This is a genomic window from Nocardia araoensis NBRC 100135 (genome assembly GCF_000308435.1).
Lineage (GTDB): Bacteria > Actinomycetota > Actinomycetes > Mycobacteriales > Mycobacteriaceae > Nocardia > Nocardia araoensis.
Map to the genome: position 1 here is coordinate 1 of NZ_BAFR01000059.1, position 20,492 is coordinate 20,492.

The following is a 20,492-nucleotide window of genomic DNA, read 5'->3' on the forward strand; positions in this document are numbered from 1 at the left end:
GGGCTGAATTTGCTAGGTAGACAGTCGCATTCAGGCGAATGCGATCTTGCTCCTCGGCGCCGAGTTCCCGGCGCACCTTGCCCGGTACGCCCGCCACGAGCGAGCCGGGCGGGATCTGCGCGCCTTCCGGGATCAGCGCGTTGGCCGCGATCAGGCTGCCCGGCCCGACCACGGCGCCGTTGAGGACGGTCGCGCCCATGCCGACCAGCACGTCATCGCCGATCGTGCACCCGTGCAGGATCGCGTTGTGCCCTACCGAGACCCCCGCGCCGACGGTCAGCGGGAAGCCCGGATCGGCGTGCAGCACGCAGCCGTCCTGGATATTGCTGCGCGCGCCGACCTCGATGGTCTCCAGGTCGCCGCGCAGCACCGCGCTGTACCAGACGCTGACCTCGGCGCCGAGCCGCACGCGGCCGATCACGGTGGCGTTCGGCGCGATCCACGCGCTCTCATCGATCTCCGGCGCATGTTCGCCCAGCTGAATCCGCATGGCGACGAACTTAGCTGGCTGGGCTGGGCGGTTCACCCACGGCCCGTCTGGATCAGTTCTGCCCCTGGAAGCTGGTGCGGTGGGCGGCGGGGCTGGTGCCGAGGATGCGGTGGAAGTGATGGCGCAGGCTCACCGCCGTGCCGAAGCCGGTATCGACGGCGATGCGTTCCACGGTGTCGGTGGTGGATTCCAGCAGTAGCCGTGCGCGGTCGGTGCGCTGGAGCAGCAGCCACTGTTGCGGGCTGGTGCCGGTGCGGTCGCGGAAGCGGCGGGTGAAGGTGCGCCGCGACATGAGCGCGACGCGGGCCCAGCTGTCCAGGTCGACCGGGTCGCCGAGGTGCATGCGCGCCCAGACCATGGCGCGTTCGATCGGATCGTCGTCGGCGGCGTCGGGCACCGCGACCGGAATGTACTGCGCCTGGGAGCCGCTGCGATGCGGCGCGGTGACCAGCGCCCTGGCCAGTTCGGTGGCCTCTCTGCTGCCGAGATCGCTGCGGACCAGATGCAGGCAGCAGTCCAGCGCCGCGGCCACGCCCGCGGAGGTCACCACGTCGCCCAGATCCGACCACAGCGTGTCGGCGCGGACCCGGACCGCGGGGAACGCGCGGGCGAGTTCGGCGGCGGAGGCCCAGTGGGTGGTGACCTCGCGTCCGTCGGCCAGTCCGCTGGCGGCCACCGCCCACGAACCCAGGCACAGCCCGACGATCCTGGCGCCGCCCGCGTGGGCGGCGCGCAGAGCCGCGCGCACGTCGGCGGACAGCGGTTGGCCGAGTCGCCAGCTCGGGATCACGACGGTGTCGGCCCGCGCCAGCGTCTCGAGTCCGTGCCGGACATGGATGTCGAATCCGGCGGGGGTGCGCAGTGTTCCCGGCCGCGCGGCGCACACGTCCACCTGATACGGCGCGGGCCCCTCGACGCCGATCCGGCCGAAAACGAGGCTGGGCACCGACAGATGGAAGGGGCTGACCCCGTCGAACGCCAAGACGGCCACCGTACGCATGGCCCGATCTTAACGGTAAGCGGCTCACGGGCCACTGTCCGCGGGCCCACGGGCGGGACAAGATCAACGGCATGAGCGACACGATCGAACGCAACGGCCTGGAAGTTCTGCATATCGGCGGTCCCACGGTGCGGTTCCGCTACGCGGGCCGCACCTGGCTGACCGACCCGACCTTCGACGAGCCGGGCGATTACCCCGGGCCCGTCACCCTGCACAAACTCATCGGGCCCGCGGTGTCGCAAGAGGAAGTCGGCCCTGTGGACGTCGTGCTGCTCTCGCACGACGAACACGCCGACAACCTCGACGACTCCGGCCGGAAGTTGCTCACCACGGTGCCGACCGTGTTGTCGACGCCAGGCGCCGCGACCCGCATCGAAGGAGTGCGCGGGCTGGCGAACTGGGAGACGGTGACGGTGCACGGCGTGCGGGTGACCGGCGTGCCCGCCCTGCACGGTCCCGAGGGTTGCGAGCCGTTCAGCGGCGTCGTCACCGGGTTCGTGCTGCGCGCCGAAGGCGAGCCGACGGTGTACGTCTCGGGGGACAACGCCTCCGTCGACCTGGTGCGGCAGATCGCCGAGCGGATCGGCCGCATCGACATCGCCGTACTCAACGTGGGCGCCGCGAACGTCGGCCGCTTCGGCGACACCGACGTCACCCTGAACGCGCGCACCGCGCTGCAGGCGGCCGAAGCGCTCGGTGACGCGGTGATCGTCCCGGTCCACGCCGAAGGCTGGGCGCACTTCAGCGAGACGCTCGACTATCTGGGCCATGTCTTCCGTTACGGCGGCCGCGCCGAGCAGTTGCGGATACCGCCGCTGGGACGCGCCACCACCGTGTGAGACGGGCCGTCCGCGCGTAACTGGACAACGTGCCGAGAAACTCGCCGGTAGCACGGCGGCCGGGTGGTCGCCGTGCGCGCTCGGCGCGTCGGTCGTGGCGCCGACCCCGGCCCGGGGCGACGATGACGGTATGAGGATCGGAGTTCCACGGGAGGTAAAGGACCAAGAGTTCCGGGTAGCCCTGACGCCTGCGGGCGCCGGGGAACTGGCCGGGCACGGACACGACGTGCTGGTGCAGGCGGGTGCGGGCGTCGGATCGGGTTTTCCCGACGCCGACTACGCCGCGGTGGGGGCCCGCCTGATCCCCGACGCCGACCAGGTGTGGCGGGAAGCCGAACTGGTGTTGAAGGTGAAGGAACCGATCGCGCAGGAGTATTCGCGCATGCGCCGTGGGCAGGTGCTGTTCACCTTTCTGCACTTGGCCGCGTCGCGCGAATGCACCGACGCCGTGCTGCGCTCGGGCATCACGGCCATCGCCTACGAGATGGTGCGCGCCGCGGACGGGTCGCTGCCCCTGCTGGCTCCGATGAGCGAGATCGCGGGCAAGCTCGGCGCACAGGTCGGCGCGTATCACCTGATGGCGCCGCTCGGTGGCGCCGGACTGCTGCCCGGCGGCGTCCCCGGTGTGCGCCCGGCGGAGGTCGTGGTGCTCGGCGGCGGCGTCGCGGGATCGAACGCGGCCGCGGTCGCGGTCGGCATGGGCGCGCGCGTCAGCGTGCTGGACACCAACCTCGATCGGCTGCGGGCACTCGACGCCCGCTTCGACGGGCGGATCGCCACCGTCGCGTCGAACGCCACGGAGGTCAGGCGCGCGGTGCTGTCGGCCGATCTGGTGATCGGCGCGGTGCTGGTGCCCGGCGCGCGTGCGCCGGAGCTGGTCTCCGACGAACTCGTCGGCGGTATGCGCCCCGGCGCGGTGCTGGTGGACATCTCCATCGACCAGGGTGGCTGCTTCGCCTCGGCGCACCCGACCACGCACGCGAATCCGACCTTCCGGGTGGCGGACGCACTGTTCTACTGCGTCGCCAACATGCCGGGCGCGGTGCCGCACACCTCGACGATCGCGCTCACCAACGCGACCCTGCCCTACGTGCGGGCGATCGCCGAACTGGGCTGGCAGGAGGCGTGCGCGAGGCATCCCGACCTCGCGCACGGGCTCACCGCGGACGCCGGGCGGCTGCTGTCAGCGGAAGTCGCCGCCGCGCACGGGTATTCGCGGCCGCTCGGCGTCGCGGGCTGATCACTGCCGCTTGGTGCGGTTCCCGCCCAGGTACCAGTCGGGCTCCCCGGTGGTGGGCAGGTCGCGCAACTTGTCGGGGTTGCGGACCACGTCGATCGCGACGATGCGACCGTCGTCGACGGTGAAGGAGAAAACGCCCGTGTGGGTGCCGTCGAAGACCACCAGTCCTGGCTGGCCGTTGACCAGCACGGTGCGGCCCCAGCCACCCGCCACTTGGTACCAGCCGAGCAGCAACTTGGCCACGAGCTCGGCGCCGTGCACGGGCTGCCGGATCGCGGGCACCTTGCCGCCGCCGTCGGCGGTGAGGCTGACGTTCGTGTCGAGGACGCCGAGCAGGGCACTGATGTCGCCGGAACGCCAGGCCAGCGCGAAGGCCGACACCACCTTCTTCTGCTCGTCGGGGGACGCGGGGAAGCGCGGGGTGCCCTGCTCGACGTGTTTGCGTGCCCGGGAAGCCAGCTGGCGGACGGCGGCCGGGGTGCGGCCGACCACTTCGGCGACCTCGGGGCCGCTCATGCCGAAGACGTCCTGGAGCACGAACGCGGTGCGTTCGGCAGGCGAGAGCGACTCGAGCACGACCAGCAGCGCGGTGGTGACCCGCTCGTCCTGGGTGATCCGGTCGGCGGGATCGTCCCAGCTGGTCACCTCCGGCTCCGGCAGCCATTCGCCCACGTACTGCTCGCGGCGCATGCGGGCGGAGCCGAGGTGGTCGAGGGCGAGCCTGCCGGTGACGGTGGACAGCCATGCCCGCAGGTTGTCGATCTCGCCGGCGGCGCCGGTCTCGTACTGCCGCTGCAACCGCAGCCAGGCCTCCTGCACGACGTCGTCGGCGTCGCTGAGACTGCCCAGGGTGCTGTAGGCCAGCCTGCGCAGATACGGGCGGTGCTCCTCGAACCGCCGAGCCAGCTCGGCCTGGTCGAGTGGCTCGGGGGAAGGCTGTTCGGAAGTCACGTCTGCTCGCCGTTCGTCGTTCGGCCCCTGCGGGGGCGAGTCTATGGATGCGTCACCAGGTCGACGACGTAGGGGCGCGGAGTGTGACACGGGCGGGCCGTGCCGGCAGGCCTGCGCTCGCCCGATAGTGTCGCCGGGTGCAGAAGGGGACCTCCACCGCGCTCGGGTTGCTGCTCGGATTCGCGCTCGATCGTGCGTTCGGCGATCCGCGGCGGTGGCACCCGGTGGCCGGATTCGGTACGGCGGTGGCGGCTTTGGAGTCGGTGACCTATGCCGACCGGCGCGCGGCCGGGCTGGCGCACGAGGCGGTGGCCGTCGGCGCGGTGGTCGGACTCGGTTCGGCGGCTCGGCGTGGCGGGATGATCGCGGTCGCGGTCGCGACCTGGACTGTCCTCGGCGGCCACAGCCTTGCGGACGCCGGTCGGGCCATGGCCGATCGGCTGGCGGCCGGCGATCTGGACGGCGCTCGCGCGCTGCTGCCTGCGCTGTGCGGTCGCGACCCGGACGTTCTCGACGCGGACGGCCTCACGCGCGCTGCGCTCGAATCCATCGCCGAGAACACCTCGGATGCGGCCGTTGCTCCAGTGTTCTGGGGGGCCGTGGCTGGTGTGCCGGGATTGCTGGGGTATCGCGCGATCAACACCCTCGATGCGATGGTCGGCTACCGCAACGAGCGCTACCACCGCTTCGGCTGGGCCGCCGCGCGCACCGACGACGTGGTCAATCTGCTCCCAGCCCGGCTCACCGGCCTGCTCACCGCCGCGCTGGCGCCGCTGGTCGGTGGAAGACCCGCGGCGGCACTGCGGGCTTGGCGCAGCGACGCCGCCGGGCATCCCAGCCCCAACGCGGGGCTGGTCGAGGCATCGATGGCCGGCGCACTCGGCGTCCGGTTGGGCGGGCGCACCCAGTACCCGCACGGCACCGAAATGCGTCCACTGCTCGGCGACGGCTCCGCCCCCACGGTCGAGGACCTACGCCGTGCTGTGCGCCTCTCCGAAGCCGTGCAGTTCACCGCTACCGTCCTTGCCGCCGCCTTCGCCGCCGCCAAGCCTTTTGAATCCGGTTTCTGGAAGGGCCTACTCCTCACTCGCCCGGCCCGGTGACCGTGAATCCGCTTTCGCGTCGAGGCATACAATCTGCGTTCGGCGGCGCAGAGTACGTGCGACCGCGGTCGGCACTGCGGGGTATCAATGTCGGGGAAGTGGTCCGGTGTAGCGCAGAATCCATAGCCCCTGCGCGAACACTTATCCCAGCTCGCCCGGAGGGGCAAAAGGAAACGCAGACCGTACCCGGTCGCTCAGGACGTCCGGCCCGGTTTGCTGCAGTTACTCCATGCGGTGGGCGCCACCCCGGCATTCATCCTGGGCAGGCGGATGGACATTCTGGCCTGGAATCCGCTCGCTGCCGTCCTGATCACCGACTTCGCCACACCGGAACCGCACGAGCGGAACCTCGCGCTTGATCCTGCTCGATGAAAAAGTCCGTCGGCTCTATCCGAATCGTGAACTCGCTGTCCGCAACGCGGTGCGGTTTCTGCGCCGGGACGCGGGGCGCTATCCGGATGATCCGGAATTGGCAACCTTGATCGCCGATCTGTCCACGGGCAGCGAAGAATTCCGCCAGCAGTGGGCGCGGCATACAGTCGGCCGGAAACGGCACGGCATCAAGTAGTTCGATCATCCGCTCGCCGGCGAGTTCGAGCTCGCCTACGAGTCGTTGCAGGAACCTGGTGAACCAGACCAGGTGGTCATCGTCTACACCGCTGACCCGGGTTCGATCGCCAAGGCCAAACTCGAACTCCTCGCGATGACCCTCACGATGACGGACCCGATGGGGACGCCTCCGCGCCGTTCCCGTCGTGGGGCAGCATTGTCGAAGACGGCGTGTCATCGGGCCTGCCGCCGAAGCCTCCTGTTGCTGACTTAGCGGCATCCGCAGAGGCGCGGAGGAGGATTGCCATCTGACGATACTCACGTGCCAAGGATTCGGCAATGGCCAACCTATCCGCACAGAACTTTGTCATGGCCCGTAATACCGGCGCTGCTATGGGGTCTGAATTCTTCTCGACGGCGCACAGCCAGTCGTATGGTGGCGCCCACTCGCGGACATGCTCCGCGACCTGGTCTCGTCGATCAGTCGGCAGGCCTAGATCATTGGGGTCGACACTCAGCTCTTCACCCATTTGCATATCCACCCATCACCACCCTCTCGCCGTCCGGCCGCGATACGCCGGCATTTGTCAACGATATGGCCGACCGGCCGGACGGTTTTGCGCAGGCGCGCATGTCCGTTACTGCGGTGCGCAGATTCTGCGTATCCGGTATTTCCGTCGCAGTGCAACAAACTCGAGCACCCTTAGAATCTGCCTCGATTTGACTAGAGCGCGGCAGGAGCGGATAGCAGTGACAGCTGGGACTTACATTGTCGACTCCACCGACACCCGGGACGTGGCTCGCGGTGAGCGAGCTGATTACTGGACCGAACGCGTCGTGGCCTATCAGGGACTTATCCGATGTGACTACCACGATCGCGCTGATTTCCACGGCAGGGCGCTGCGGCAACGGTCGGCCGACTACGCTCTGGTGGTGTGGGAGGCCGACGAGGCGCGTTACCGGCGTACACATAGCGAGATTCGCGCTACCACCGATGATGCTTGTCGATTGGTATTCCCTCTACAAGGCGACCTGCGGTTGATCACAGAGGCCGGCGACGCCCATCTGAATCCGGGATCGGCCGTGCTGGCCACGGCCAGCGATCCATTCGAGCTCCGGCACCCGTCGACAACCACGAGCCTGGTGATGAGGATCCCGCACCATGTAATCCATCATCGCCTGGGTCCGATACCCAGATCCGCCACCGTACTGAACTTCACCACAGGACTGGGCCGTGTGGTCAGAGAAATGGCTTGCGGAGTCTTCGACGAACGAGATCGCCTCAGCCGAACCGAGTTCGACACCGCCGCCGACGGCCTGACCGAATTACTGTGCATGCTCATCCTCGGCGACGACCGGCCAACTTCTCAGCCACACCTGGTGGAGGTCGCAGACACCATCCGCCGCTATGTCCGCCGGCATGCCGCCGACCCCACTTTGGACGGCCACGCCGTCGCCAATGCGCTCGGCTGGTCGCTACGTCAAATACAACACGTCCTGCAACAGGTCGGAACGACGCCGCGTCAACTGATCAAAGCAGAACGCCTGAATCTTGCCCGCCAGCGCCTTCGAAGCCCCGAATACCAGCACATCACCATCACCGAGCTTGCCTACCAACTGGGTTTCTCCTCGGTCGGCGCATTCAGCAACGCCTACCGAGAACATTTCGGCCATCGCCCCAGCGAAGCCCGCGACGTCGAATGCCCGTGACGCCACAGCGTATTCGGCTGCCATTTTGAAGAGCCAGAACCCGCAAGGTGTCGCTCACCGAAGAGGCGGTTCGGACCTCAACTGATCGATCCGCAGTCCGCGCTTGGACAGGCACGGCGCCAAGTCCACATCCTCGCCGACATCGGCATGCAACTGGATGCTTTCGCGGACCTGCAACCATGCGTCCCGGCGGATTGCGATGTTCGCGCCGCACATGTTGCCGTCAGGTCAGGTGTCCACGGATGCCGGGGGTAGATCGAACTGGTGATCGACCCAGCGGTTCCGGTTGGTCCAGCCAATGTAGTCGAATCGCCAATGGAACGGCCATGTGTGAGCCACGGTGTCGACAAGGACGGCGCACATCGCAGGGTAATCGTCACGGGTTGACAGGACGGCGCGTTGGCCGCGAGGCGAGGCGGTGAAGAAGGAGTCGAATGCGGCGATCGACTGTTTGCTGGTCAGCCTGCCCAGTCCCCGCAGTCCTCGCATCCGCAGCCAGTGCACCAGTCTGGCCCGCGACGGCCATAGTCGGGCGATGGGGTCATCGCCCTGCAACAGCGCGGTGACGGCGGTGTCGGCCCGGGCGAGTGAATCGGCCACGCTGTATCCGGTACTGGGGTTCATCATGCCGCCGCGGGAACCGTACGGAATTATCTGTGCGAGACCCTTCTTGGGTGGCCTCTGGTCCAGCGGATAGTGGGCGGCCTCGTGCTGCTCGGTGCCGGTGAGCCGTATGCCGTGTGCGGCGAGCCGATTCAGCAATCGCCGACGGAGCTCGTGTTGCGGCATACCTCCGAGTAGACCGAGGCTGGTTTCCTCGAAAATCACTGTGCCGTCACCGACTGGCATCGCGTAGAGAAACGAGGGTGGGCTGTCGGGCACAGCTCGGTTGCCCTCACGCCAGTCCATCAGCAACCCGTCGCCGCCGGCGATCATCGGCGCAGCGGTATCGGCACCGACGAAGACGCCATACGCACTGGCCGTGCGGCGGCGGCCAGTGGCGGCCGGTCCACGAGCGTCGAAGACTTTCGAGGCAGTGATGACCGTTCGATCGGCCAACTCCACTCGATGCGGCTCGACCCGTACTGCGCGGCCGGTGATGACAGTGGCATCGTCGAGCGGCAGAGCCGCGCGCAGTCCGGGTTTGGACAGAACGCAGTAAGGCCTGTCGATATGGTGCAGCACCCTGGTCCAGGCGGCCGGTTTCAGTACCGTGGTGGCGATCACTGTGTCGGGTAGCCATTCCGGCAGCTCGTCGACCCAGCAGGCGTAGGTGGGCGACCACAACCGGTCCGGACGTCGGTCCACCGCGGTGACCCTGAGCCCGGCCTGTTCCGCCCGGTGGGCAAGAGCCCTGCCGGCCGGGCCGAGTCCTACCACACACACATCGATATTCCCGGATCCCTGGGACCGCTTGGCAACCACTATCGGGCCAATACGACGCGGTCGGCAAGGTGGCGCACAAATCGCTGCAGAGCATCGTTGGCGGGGCCGTCAGGCAGCGCGAACAGTTCGGCCTCCGCGAGATCGGTGTAGCCGCGCAGCATCTCCTTCGCCAGCACCACACTGTCAAGGTGCGGCAACGGTTGCGGCACCTCTCCCGCCGCGGCCATCGGTCCGGCCGACATGGCCTGTGTCCCACCATCCGCAGTGCACTTCGCCTGGCGGCGGCGAGCGGCATCGGTAGAGCATGCAGAGCCGGAACCGACGTCGGAGCTCCTGTTCCGCTGCGTGTCCGAGACCAGGTTGTCAGAGATCTGCAATGCGGTGCCGAGAGTGGTGCCGAACCTGGCCAGCCGCTCGACATGGTGAGGATCCATTCCGGAGCACAAGCCACCGAAGCGGGCGGACGCGCCGAGCAACGATCCTGCCCTCTCCCGCGCCAACTGCAGCCAGCGCTCGACCGGATCCTCGGTGGGCTGCACGGCGAGTTTCTCGCGCACCTGCCCTGTCACCACGCTGGCAAACGTTTCCGCGATGATTCGCGCCGCCTCCGGCCCGAGCGTCGACACCAGCCGGGAGGCGCACGCAGACAGATAGTCACCGGCCAGGATGACAACGTTGTTGCACCAGCCGGAATTCATGCCTGAAAGATCGCGCCGCACAGATGTCTCGTCCTGCACATTGCCGTGACACACCGTGGCGAGATGGACTAGCTCGACAGCCGTGGCCGCGGTGGTGAGCGCCGGGCTGGCCGGACATGGACCCATCTGCCCGGTCAGGATGGTCAGCAGCGGAAGAATCCGTATGCCGCGGCCTTGGTATTGCACCAGCGCGGGCCAACCCAAGGAGATCTCCAGATACGCCAGCTCACGCGCCAATCGTTCGTCGACCTCCTCCAGAGTGCTATACACCGCATTGGCGAACTCGGAATCATCGAGATCGAATCCAGAGAACATCGCACCCGCAGCCGAACCCATTATTTCCCTGCCTTTATGTCGATCACATCCACACCTGCCACCTGCCACCTGCCACCTGCCAGGCTTGCACGGGCCAGTCGGATGGTGGCTCCGACCACTCGCGGACATAGCCCGCAGCCTGTCCATATCGATCTGCCGAAGCGCATAGGACCCGTGGACCCACACTCAGCCCCTTCTGCCCGTCGCTCATTTGCGTATCCGCCTATCACCCCGTCTCGCTGTCCGGCCCCGAGCGCGCCCCAGTGCGCATCTGCCAGGGTCGCGAGATGAACTTCGTCTGCAGCCACTGTGCGCGCTTTGGCACGAATCAAAGGCTTACGGTTGTTCAGACCGACTGGTCCATTTCGGTGACGTCCGGCGCCGAATGCTTGGTATTGAAAATGATAAGGCCGACTGGACGGGCGTTCTTGCATAGGCGCGCAGACCTATTTCGATCGTGCGCAGATTCTGCGTACCCGATGTCCTTGTCGCGGGTCAACAAATCGGAGCATCTTAAAACCCTCTAGAGTTCGGCTCCATTTGACAAGAGCGGACCAGTAGCGGGGCGGAAGTGAGAATCGGGACGTACATTGTCGACCCCACCGACGCCCGGGCACCGATCGTGGTGTCGAGCTGTTCTCCCACTCCAGCAGGTTCCAGGTCGGGCGGCTTCCATGGGAGTTCGATACGGGCGAAGAATGTTCCGTGCGCGGCCATCACGTCGTCTACGAACCGTTGCACCACCGTTGCCGCGTGCTCACCCGGTCCGGGCATCGGAACCTGCTCGGGCGTCAGCCCATGCCATGCTTGGTCCTCTAGTGCGATAGCTACGGTGAGGAAATGGCCCTGCCTGAAGCGGTGGGCGGCCTCTATCTTCGCTATCAGTTCGGAGGGGATCGGATCACCGGTGGCGTAGTGCTTGGAGAAGCGGCGCAACAGGTCGGCTCGTGTACTGGTGGTCGGATTCGTCGCCTCTCTGGCCGAGAAGCCCGATGCGTACCGCAGGCATGAACGCCTCGTCGCCGGCGAGCCAGAACTGCGCGTCCGCATCCTCCCCGAGCGGAGACGGTATGTCGACGACATCACCGCACTGCCCGCCATCATTCCAGTCCGCTCGTCGCCTTCGTGCCGACTCGATCCCGCCGACCACATTCGGACTGGTCACGCCGGCGACACCGGGCCCGCGTTGCCGAGCCGTGGCCGCTGCCCCAGGGCGGCGGGTTCCCTTGCAACAACGCGCACATGCTTTATTGCTACACGCAGAAAATGGGTGGCCGTCTTGCCCGGTCCTGCAGGACTCCATAAAGTCTCGCGAATATCGCACGAGTGCAACAGGAGCTGATCAGACGTGACGTCCGCGTCCTACATCATCGACTCGGCAGATACTCGGGAAGTGGAGCCCGGCCAGGGAGCCGACTATTGGGCCGCAACGATCGATGCCTATCAGGGGCGTATGAGCTATGGTTTCCGCCACCGCGACGACTTTCGCGGCTCGATCGTTCGGCAGCGCTCCTCCAACTATCAATTGACAGGGTGGAAAACGGATGCGATAGTGTACGCCCGCACCGATCGGGATATCCGTGTTGCCGCGGATCCGGACTATCGTTTCCTGTTCTCCGACAGTGGCCAGCTGCACTTGCAAGTTCGAGAAAGCCACGCGTGCCTCGAACCCAATACCGCCCTGCTGACCACGGTCGCCGAACCGTTCAAGATGTCACCGCAACCAGGAATGGCCGGCTTCGCCTTCACAGTTCCGTACCGGGACATCGAACGGAGGCTGGGTCCCACGCCCCCGCAGATCGTCCGAATAGATTTCACCGTCGGTTTGGGACGGGTGGTCGGCGACCTTTCTCGCGCACTCTTCCAGGAGCGCGAGACCCTTACCCAAGCTCATTTCGACGCCGTATGCGAGACCCTCGTCGAGCTGTTGTGCATGCTGGCCGTGGGTGATGATCGGCCGACGGCCCCTTCCCATCTCTCCGAGGTCGCGGCGATGGTTCGCCGTTACGTTCGCCGGCACGCCGCCGACCCGACGCTCGACGGCCGCGCTATCGCCGGCGCGCTCGGTTGGTCGCTGCGCCAGATCCAGCTGGCCCTGCAACAAACCGGGACGACGCCGCGCCAGCTGATCAAAGAGGAACGCCTCCGTCTGGCGAAAGAACGCCTGCAAAGTCCGGTTTACCGAGACTACACCATCACTCAGCTGGCATACCAACTCGGATTCTCGTCGGTGAGTGCATTCAGCAATGCATTCCGCGAACAATTCGGCCACCCTCCGAGTGATTTCCGGCGACGTTGAACGCTCGCCATGCCAACGACGGGAACCGCGTCGTCTGTTCTGTGAACGCTCGGCTATCACGTTACTCGAAAGTGTCGAAGGCGGCGACGCGAGTTCTGCGATTGTGGCTCGCAGCAATGGGATGGGCGATCTCGGCCTCATGCGCAAGTCACTTGTGGCCATTTTATGGGTGCGGCGATTCGCCCCTGGGCGGTGTGATTCATACGCTGGATGACAAGAAGCGGTGCGTGCTGATGCAACGGTAACTGTGCATTGCGGCCTAATATTTGAGATGGTCGCTGATTTTGAGAGAAGGATTCCGCCCGTGTTCGGTTTCGATATAGAAGATGTCCTCGAGGAGGCAGTTACCTTTACCGCCGGTACAGTAGGGTTCGCCGTCGCCGGCCCGGTCGGCGCCGCGCTAGTAGGGGGTGCAGCAGGAGGCATCTGGGCGGGTACCGAGACAATGATCCAGGGCGGTGGTTTCCAAGAGGCGGTCCATTCAGGGCTTAAAAATGGTGTGGTAAATGGGTTGTCGGGGGCGGTTGGAGGAGGTCTTTTGGGAGGCGCTGTCCGTGGAGCCCCCGGTGGCCTGCTCGGAAGCGCTGCACGAAATACGCTAAATAGTGCAAATAACTTGATCGGCCTCGGTAAGGGGACTTTTCGTACGCATCTGCAGGCCGCTCGGGATGCGATGCCGCACATGACTAGAGGGGCTTTGGCGGCCGGTGGATCTGCCGCGCTGGCGAACCTTGTCTACGGCAGCAGTTCGGCAGGGTTTCGGCGATCTGGTGAGCCGCCCGGTGGCGGACTTCCATGTAAGTACATCGGCAACGGTTCGTAACCGGAGGTCTCGATGGCGATGGATAACATGTTGATGCCGGACATGTCGGAAGGAGAGTATCCGAATGAATACAGGTTCCTCCCAGCGGTGGAAGAGTTATACCTGAGTTTACCGCAAAAATTTCGTCAATTCTACGACAGTTTCGGGGTCGGTGACCGCGCCGACCCTCCGCGACCGGGCCCAGTGCTGCAAGTCAGCGGCGCCGATCTGGCGAACATCGACAACTATGTGGAAACGGCTTTGGGACTCGACGAATATTGGACTCGCCTCTATGAATCGAGTATGAATATTCTGCCGAAAACTCGCGAAATTCGGACGCAGTCCGAGCAAGCGCAGCACGGTATCAACGACGCCGTTAACTATATCAACTACAATGCTCCGACCATCCCCGCGCCCGGCATGAGTCAGGACGACCACATTCTCAGCTATACGGGAGAGGCTGTCAATCGTGCCGAAGTGATTATTGCCAGTATGGCAGAAGCGCAGGAAGATGCCGCCAACGACATCGACGAGCGGACTGATGAGCTGGAGGCACTGAGAGAAGAACTAGCGCAGCGACAGGAGGAACAAGAAGCCGCTCTGGCAGCGGTACAGGAAGAACTCGCCAATCTGGAGGATCTCGGGTCGCCTGGGGATTCTGGGCTGCCGCCATGGGATTCTGGACTGCTGCCGGGCGATTCTGGACTGCTGCCGGGCGATTCTGGACTGCTGCCGGGCGATTCTGGACTGCTGCCGGGCGATTCTGGACTGCTGCCAGGGGATGCCGGACTGCTGCCAGAGGATGCCGGACCGTCGCAGAATCCGGGTGCATCTAACGATGTGGGCGCACCTCGAGACCCGAGCGAGATCTACCCAGATCAGCCGGAGTCCGGCAGCGTCTCGCCGCCGACGCCAGCTGACCCCGTTTCGGAACCAGCTTCCGGATTCGGCCCGGCAGAGGCGATGATGCTGGGGACCCTGGCCAACAGCATGCAACCCGGCCTGCGCAACGAGCCGGATCTGGATGGTCTCCCTCGTGACCACGAACAAGTCATACCACCGCTGGTCACGGCGCAGCCACCGCCCGGGCCTTCGCCTGGGGGCCAGCCCGCGGTCGGGAACCAGCCCGCGGCCAGCGCTGCCCCCAGCCAGAATCCCCAGCCAGGCTCACCCATCGGCCCTACACCACCTCCAGCCGCCAACGGGCAGCCCACGCGGACAACAGCCCGCAACGGAGACGTCGTCGAGTACACGTTCCCGGATGGAGACACCCAGCAGGTGTCCGAGATCGTCGCACAAGCCCTGGACGCGGCATTCGGCAACACGAGTGGCACCGACGCGAAAGCCGCGTACGCGAAAACGCCGGCGAAATGGTCGGACGACAAGCAGATCGGAATTCGGGTCGATCCGTACGAGTTGGTGACCGGCGATGTCGCCGTGTGGGAGCACCGCACGGCGCTGGTCATCGCGCGCGGCCCAGACGGCGGCGAGGAGCTCCGGACCATCGTCGACGGTCGAATGCGGCCATTGGTAAGTGAGTCGATACACGAGATGAGCGACGGTCAAGGCGATTTCGGGAGTTTCACCGGCTTCTGGCACCCGCGTGGCATCGAGATCACCGCTCCCGGGTCGGACACGGCCGCGCCTGCCCCCTCGCTCGGGGATCCATCCGCCGTACCCGCGACGCCGGTAGCCGCTGCGCCCGCCATATAAAGCTCGCGGATCAGAGCTGGTCGATTTCGGAGAACACGAGAAGTGGTGCGGGTCCCCGGAATCGGATCCGCTCCGCGACGAACAAGAAGGTGGAACCAGTGACACGAGCAAGTAGGGCGAGGCCTGATCAGGCGCAGCGTGCTGGAAGCAACGCGGTCGGTCGGGTAAATGCGGCAATGCCGATCGGCCACGGTCCCGGTGCGCGGGAGCGCGATCGTTTCGCTGGAGACGCGGGCGCTGTTGCGCCTGATCCGGGGCCGTCCACAGGACCGGATTCGGACTCGCCGCTGGGGGCGGCGCTGCCGCTGATCGCACGGCAAGCCGAGACTCGTCGTCTCGCCGACCAGGACCTGAACCGGCGGCGCGCGGCGTTCGGCCACCACGGCCCGGACCGCGACCCGGTCGGCGCCGCGGCAGCCACGACGGTGCCCTGGCCCGCACCTCCAATCGGCTTCGCCGACTCCGCCGGGGCTGCGAAGAGCGGGTCGGGTCGCTCGGTTGTCGGTGCGGAATGGGACTGGTGACGGCGTGCCGGTTTTTGCCTGGGCCGAAACCCACACTGACATCTGGGGCGGTTTCTAGAAGTTCACCGTTTTCGCGCACACTCGGCGGTAACGCCAACGGAACTTTCCACACGGCCGGGGACGACATGCTGTCGTGCGTGTCGGCGAGGGTCGTCGTGCGAGCCGGCTCTGCGTCTTGCTGTGATTCCGCCTGATGCTGTGAATCACGCGCTGGGGAACAACAGACGAGCGTATTGGTGCAACCGCGGCCATGCGCTTGCGGCCTACCATCATTCGAAATAGCTGAAGTCAGGGAAGGCAAACCGGCCGATCGGACATATTCGGAACAGCTGAACACTATTTATGGCAGGTCGTGGCGTGTGCGGGAGAGGAATGTTCCGTCGAGTGTTTCCGCTCAGGGGAGTTCGAGTATGAACCTCGGGATTCGAGTCACCAACGAATCGAGTGATGAAAACTCGTGCCGAACGTCCGAAGGCTCGATGGCCGAATGAGCGACGACGACACCTATACCGTCCCGGCGATCGACTCTCAGCCGCCGCCGTCGTGGTATGCCGACGCCTATGAGGCAGACGCGGCGCGTCGGAGCGGCGAGGATCAGGATGCATCCGAACTGCGTCGGCGGGAAATCGCTGCAGCACAGAGTGGAATGGGAAGTATCGCGCCGTATACCGGAGGCGCCAACGCGGCTGAGTACCGTCAGGATCCGGACAGCCCGACCCATGGGGCAGGGCGGGATTTTTCCGTAGAACTTCATCATCCAGAGGGAGATTACCCAGGCCGGGATGCGATGGACGCGATAATCGACACCATTGAGCAGTGGATGCAGACTTCGGTCGACCTGCTGGGTTCCGGAGATTACGAGGCGGTCGACCTTGCGGAATTGTTGACGAGCAACGGCTTGGTTGACCCGGGGGACGCCACGACATCCGAAATGTTCACCAACTACAGGGCCAACGTCGATGACTTGGAAGATGTGCAATCCGATTTGCGGAACAGAAACCATGATGTGGAGATAATTCCAAGAGAAGAAATTTCGCCCCTGGTGCGGGAAGCCAGGCGTCGTATCGAGGCCGTCGTCGATGATTTGAATGAGACTCTGCAGGCTGCCGACCAAGAAATGATCGGTCCGGGGGACAGCTATTTCAATGAGATGACGCGCGCTAGGAAGCTGGAGGTTTTGGACGTCCTCTTCGAGGCCGTCACCGAGGTCGAGAACCTGATCCAGGACGTATCGTCCGAAGTTGAACGACAACGCGAGGAGATCGACGGTCGATCCCCTGAGCATGAAGCCGCTGAGGCTGACTCTGCTGCTGAGGCCGCCGCGGGAGGCGCTGAGGCCGCCGCGAGGGACGCTGAGTCAGCCGCCGCTGCTGCTCAGGCCGCTGCGGCATCCGGAGACTATGACGACTACTTCGGTGACGATTCCGGCGAACGGGCGGCCGACGACGACTTCGTCGACCTTTACGACGATGTCGACGGCACTGGCGATTTCGAGGGCCTTCTGGATGACACCGGCGATTCGGTCATGGAGCCGGATCTATCGCCGGCGGTACGGGGCGGAGGCGGTGTAACCGGGCCGGACTCGCCGGTCAGTGCTGTCGCGGATGGAGCGAACGCCCACGTCATTGCCGGGCAAGGGGTTACGGGCAGCTCCGGTGGTGATCCGTGGGCACGGGCGATGCCATTGATGCTGCTGACATTGTCGCAGGCGTTGCTGCGCAACAACCGACAGGACGGTGCCAGCTCTGGTTCGGACGACTCTCGGCAGGATCTGCGCGACCGGCGCCCGCCGGAAGCCGCGCGGGCGCCAGACGCTGGTGATCCGGCCGCAACGGACATCATGCCTGTTGTCACGGCGCTCGACCCGGGAATACCGCCGGTGGTCGTGCCGGGTTCGATGGTGGATCTGGTACTGCCGGACGGTTCGACCCAGAAGGTGCCGTCGGTTGTGGCACAGGCGGTTCAGAAGGAGTTGAGCAACCCGAACGGCAGCGATGCCCGAGCCGCGTATATGGGTACGACCGCGGCGCCTACCCCTGGGCATCCGTGGTCGATGGTCGATACGGCGAACCAGCGGATCGGGTCCTCGGAGCTGCGGACGGGAGATGTGGTGCAGTGGACCAATCGCACCGCACTGGTCGTGGTCACCGACAACGGGCTGCACTACATCACAAGCGGGCAGCTCGTCCCGCTCGATCCGCACAACCCGCAAGCCGACAACCATGGTGCCTACGGAGATTTTGAAGGTTACTTTCGCCCCAGCGGTATCGATATCCACAGCGCCCCCGTCGAACCAGTCCAGACGGCTGCACCCCAGGTTGCGGCTACGGCGCAGCCGCCGCCCCTGGTTACACCACCTGTCATCCGCTAGTCCGTCCTGTTCCAACCTGGTGGTATCCGTGCGCACGGTGTTGCCGATTTATCCGAATTCGTATGGGGCCGTTTTCTTTGCCAACGCTCGACCCCGACACATCTACTGCGTCCAGCCGCAGCGTTCGAAGTGAAGGATCTGATCACCGATGCTCGAGGAACGGTTCACCGATTCAGCAGCCATCCGGATATCCGGGCGACTGACACCCGAAATTCTGGCGAAGGCCGAAGTTCCCATCGATGTTCGAATGCCGGACACCGCCCGTTCGTGGGTTGCGCAATCTCGGTCGGTCCTGGGGAAGCAAGCGGTCGAGGTGCGCGGTGATCAGGGCGCTGTCATCGATCGCTGGGCTGCTGCCGCTGCCCAGGGTGAGCACGCATCCCACCGCATCGTCGGGCATCACGACGACTTGCCCGCGAATGTTGTGCGCGCAGCGGTACTGGCCCGCCTGTGGACTCTTGCCGACGCGGACTCGGGCGCATCAATTGGGGCCTTGTCCGCGCTGACAGCGATGCTGGGCACCGGCTTTGCGCCAGCGGTCCCGATGCCGAGAGCGGGGCTGCTCGGCGCCGACTACGACCGCTTTTCATTCACTCACATTGTTCGCGCCTTGCGCGGGGAAGGGCACGCCTTCGTCGGTGGTAAGAGGATGCCTGCGGCCGAAGCGTTACACGCGGTGGGTCTGACCGCGGCGAAATTCGATGTGCGGGACGAATACCTTCTGGTAGGCGGAACCTCGTTAACGGTGGCGGCGGCCGCACTCTCGCTGGCATCGGTTCGTCGATCGCACTCGATCGCGGTGAGTCTCACCGCATTGTTGCTGGATGTCCTCGGCTACAGCCGGGACTTCCCGGCACCCGAGATGCTCGGCCTGTCCGGCCATCCGCAGGTCGCCGCGGTGATCCTGCGCATGCGCGACCTGCTCGCCGGCGCATCGCCAACCGAAATCGGCCCTTCGCCGATGCCGTACGCCTTGTGCTGTTCGCCGGACCTGTTGGGTGCGGCCGGTGAAACAATCCGCGCGGCCAGTGCTGTCGTCGACGACGATCTCAACGATGTCGGCCACAACCCGATGCGCTTGCCCGGGCGGCCTGAAACAGTTCACGACGGTCCCGTACGCGGACAGCAGGTAGTCCCCGTTACCGATCTACTCAACTCCAGCACCGCGATGCTGGGCAGCCTGGCCCAACTGCAGCTCGACCTGTTGATCGAGCACCGTGCCGACAACTCGCTGTCCCAACCAGCAGCGACACCCGAACAACAGCACCGAGTGGTCGAGCTGAAAACGCTGGCCACATCAACTACCGCGGCACTACGCCGCGCGGTCACCGGGCCTCCGCACAGGTCCTCGAGCAACACACACGAGCCAGATGCCAGCCCGTTCGACGTCCACGCTTGGCTGAGCGCACTCGATCACGCCGCGTCGCTACGCCTGCTGCACGGAATGCTCGCGGTGACCCTCCGACAAGCAGTGCATATCAGCGGTCGGCGACCGACAGCGCCTGCGTGCACAGCGATCCTCTACCAGCTCATCGAGCGCATACCCCCGCGCGACCCCCATCGACCCCTGCTCGACGATATCCACACCGCCGCACACCTTCTCGACGCCGAAGCGCCGGTGAGCCCGGCGGCGTCGGCCGGCATATAAGGACGCGTGCGGCGATGGCGATCTGGATACGGCGAGGTCGGTTTCGGCGGTCCATCGCCGCTGTGCCGCGGAGAGGATGTGGTCGGACGATCGTCCAGACGGCGAGAGACCTTCGGGGCGGGCGTAGGCCCTTATCGATACTGGAGCCGGAGGAGTTCTGGGATCCGGAGCGGTGGCAGCCGAGTGCCGTTACAGGACGCTGCTTCCGATGGATCACTTCCGGTCGGCATCGGCGTCGGGTGGTCTGGATCTCGATTGCCGTCGTTGCGTTGCTGGCAAATCTGGTTGTGCTTGCAGGTTCCCGCGTGCAAGTTCGTGGGATTTTCGGCGGGCTGTGAATGGCTGGACCCTTTTCATCGCGCCTTGACCGGTGTCGCGGACAGTCTTACCGGTCAGATCGCCACGGCGCCGGTGGTTTTCACTTCCGCAGCGATAGGCTCTTTTATTGTTGCACTGTTCGTTGCGTGGGGCTATTTTGCTCGAGCTGTGTCGCAGATATGTTTCATGCTGTTGGTGGCAGCGTTGGGCCGGTATTCTTGCGGAGCCTCTGGCGGAAGTGCTGGCTCCGGACGGTCTCCTGCTCCTGCGGCATCCGCTGCAGGTGTGGAGCTAGGGTCATGTCGTCGATCGGTCGCCGGCTTGCCGTGATGCCTGGTCGACCGCGGTTCTTTCGGGCGAGGATGTCGGGGAAGCAATGCGTGACTGCGGCGACTCGGCTGCTTATGAGAGGGCTTCCGAAACGACCTGGGGACAGGTCGGCTCCGGTTTGGTGGTCATGTTCCTGTCCCCGCTTTCATCGCTGGTGTTGATAATGCTCGCACCGTGGTATCGGAGGCGGCGGGAGGGCACTGGGA

General features: G+C 65.4%; 15 protein-coding genes and 1 pseudogene. 10 read left to right on the top strand and 6 right to left on the bottom strand.

The window, feature by feature from the left end; all coding sequences use genetic code 11:
- On the bottom strand, positions 1-490 hold a 490-nt coding region (locus tag ON21_RS08160; RefSeq protein WP_039796892.1), incomplete at its 3' end, for a gamma carbonic anhydrase family protein.
- A 52-nt stretch (positions 491-542) separates the two neighbouring features.
- On the bottom strand, positions 543-1,490 hold the full coding sequence (locus ON21_RS08165) for a GlxA family transcriptional regulator (RefSeq protein WP_039796893.1): 948 nt from the start codon (positions 1,488-1,490) through the stop codon (positions 543-545).
- A 71-nt stretch (positions 1,491-1,561) separates the two neighbouring features.
- On the opposite strand from ON21_RS08165, the gene ON21_RS08170 reads away from it, so the two are divergent.
- Together ON21_RS08170 and ald are read left to right on the top strand one after the other, a co-directional pair.
- Complete coding sequence (locus ON21_RS08170) at positions 1,562-2,329, top strand: MBL fold metallo-hydrolase (RefSeq protein WP_083880470.1); 768 nt, start codon at positions 1,562-1,564, stop codon at positions 2,327-2,329.
- Positions 2,330-2,459: 130 nt separating this feature from the next.
- Entirely contained in the window at positions 2,460-3,569 is a 1,110-nt protein-coding gene (gene ald, locus ON21_RS08175; protein ID WP_039796939.1) for an alanine dehydrogenase, read from the top strand.
- On the opposite strand, the gene sigJ is transcribed toward ald, so the two are convergent.
- Complete coding sequence (gene sigJ, locus ON21_RS08180) at positions 3,570-4,520, bottom strand: RNA polymerase sigma factor SigJ (protein WP_039796894.1); 951 nt, start codon at positions 4,518-4,520, stop codon at positions 3,570-3,572.
- A gap of 137 nt (positions 4,521-4,657) precedes the next feature.
- On the opposite strand from sigJ, the gene ON21_RS08185 reads away from it, so the two are divergent.
- The 3 genes and pseudogenes from ON21_RS08185 (at position 4,658) to ON21_RS08195 (ending at position 7,882) form a co-directional block, all read left to right on the top strand.
- A complete protein-coding gene (locus tag ON21_RS08185; RefSeq protein WP_051020465.1) occupies positions 4,658-5,623 on the top strand; it encodes a cobalamin biosynthesis protein in 966 nt (321 codons plus the stop codon).
- Positions 5,624-5,857: 234 nt separating this feature from the next.
- Positions 5,858-6,446, top strand: a pseudogene (locus ON21_RS39925) (MmyB family transcriptional regulator).
- Between the two features lie 476 nt (positions 6,447-6,922).
- On the top strand, positions 6,923-7,882 hold the full coding sequence (locus ON21_RS08195) for a helix-turn-helix transcriptional regulator (RefSeq protein ID WP_039796895.1): 960 nt from the start codon (positions 6,923-6,925) through the stop codon (positions 7,880-7,882).
- A gap of 228 nt (positions 7,883-8,110) precedes the next feature.
- On the opposite strand, the gene ON21_RS08200 is transcribed toward ON21_RS08195, so the two are convergent.
- The 3 genes from ON21_RS08200 to ON21_RS38265 all read right to left on the bottom strand — a co-directional run bounded on the left by ON21_RS08200 (position 8,111) and on the right by ON21_RS38265 (position 11,446).
- On the bottom strand, positions 8,111-9,307 hold the full coding sequence (locus ON21_RS08200; protein ID WP_039796897.1) for a lycopene cyclase family protein: 1,197 nt from the start codon (positions 9,305-9,307) through the stop codon (positions 8,111-8,113).
- Entirely contained in the window at positions 9,307-10,302 is a 996-nt protein-coding gene (locus tag ON21_RS08205) for a polyprenyl synthetase family protein (protein WP_051020468.1), read from the bottom strand. Before ON21_RS08205 ends, ON21_RS08200 begins: the two co-directional genes overlap by 1 nt.
- An 880-nt stretch (positions 10,303-11,182) precedes the next feature.
- Entirely contained in the window at positions 11,183-11,446 is a 264-nt protein-coding gene (locus ON21_RS38265; RefSeq protein ID WP_157170757.1) for a hypothetical protein, read from the bottom strand.
- Positions 11,447-11,629: 183 nt separating this feature from the next.
- Here ON21_RS38265 and ON21_RS08215 point away from each other — a divergent pair, with 183 nt between their 5' ends.
- The 5 genes from ON21_RS08215 to ON21_RS36485 all read left to right on the top strand — a co-directional run bounded on the left by ON21_RS08215 (position 11,630) and on the right by ON21_RS36485 (position 19,638).
- Positions 11,630-12,580: a helix-turn-helix transcriptional regulator gene (locus tag ON21_RS08215; protein WP_063821030.1), complete on the top strand. Its 951-nt coding sequence runs from the start codon at positions 11,630-11,632 to the stop codon at positions 12,578-12,580.
- 835 nt (positions 12,581-13,415) lie between these two features.
- On the top strand, positions 13,416-15,095 hold the full coding sequence (locus tag ON21_RS38270) for a hypothetical protein (protein ID WP_157170758.1): 1,680 nt from the start codon (positions 13,416-13,418) through the stop codon (positions 15,093-15,095).
- A 176-nt stretch (positions 15,096-15,271) separates the two neighbouring features.
- Positions 15,272-15,619 carry a hypothetical protein gene (locus ON21_RS08230; protein WP_039796901.1) on the top strand — a complete coding sequence of 116 codons (348 nt, stop codon included), beginning with the start codon at positions 15,272-15,274 and terminating at the stop codon, positions 15,617-15,619.
- A gap of 487 nt (positions 15,620-16,106) precedes the next feature.
- Complete coding sequence (locus ON21_RS08235; protein WP_039796902.1) at positions 16,107-17,990, top strand: hypothetical protein; 1,884 nt, start codon at positions 16,107-16,109, stop codon at positions 17,988-17,990.
- A 148-nt stretch (positions 17,991-18,138) separates the two neighbouring features.
- Positions 18,139-19,638 carry an aromatic amino acid lyase gene (locus ON21_RS36485; protein WP_063821031.1) on the top strand — a complete coding sequence of 500 codons (1,500 nt, stop codon included), beginning with the start codon at positions 18,139-18,141 and terminating at the stop codon, positions 19,636-19,638.
- Positions 19,639-20,492: the final 854 nt, after the last annotated feature.

Bases quoted from the DNA above. Each gene is read 5' to 3' on its own strand.
- ON21_RS08165 (WP_039796893.1), bottom strand. From the start codon at position 1,490: ATGCGTACGGTGGCCGTCTTGGCGTTCGACGGGGTCAGCCCCTTCCAT.
- ON21_RS08170 (WP_083880470.1), top strand. From the start codon at position 1,562: ATGAGCGACACGATCGAACGCAACGGCCTGGAAGTTCTGCATATCGGC.
- ald (WP_039796939.1), top strand. From the start codon at position 2,460: ATGAGGATCGGAGTTCCACGGGAGGTAAAGGACCAAGAGTTCCGGGTA.
- ON21_RS08205 (WP_051020468.1), bottom strand. From the start codon at position 10,302: ATGGGTTCGGCTGCGGGTGCGATGTTCTCTGGATTCGATCTCGATGAT.
- ON21_RS38270 (WP_157170758.1), top strand. From the start codon at position 13,416: ATGGCGATGGATAACATGTTGATGCCGGACATGTCGGAAGGAGAGTAT.
- ON21_RS08230 (WP_039796901.1), top strand. From the start codon at position 15,272: ATGCCGATCGGCCACGGTCCCGGTGCGCGGGAGCGCGATCGTTTCGCT.
- ON21_RS08235 (WP_039796902.1), top strand. From the start codon at position 16,107: ATGAGCGACGACGACACCTATACCGTCCCGGCGATCGACTCTCAGCCG.
- ON21_RS36485 (WP_063821031.1), top strand. From the start codon at position 18,139: ATGCTCGAGGAACGGTTCACCGATTCAGCAGCCATCCGGATATCCGGG.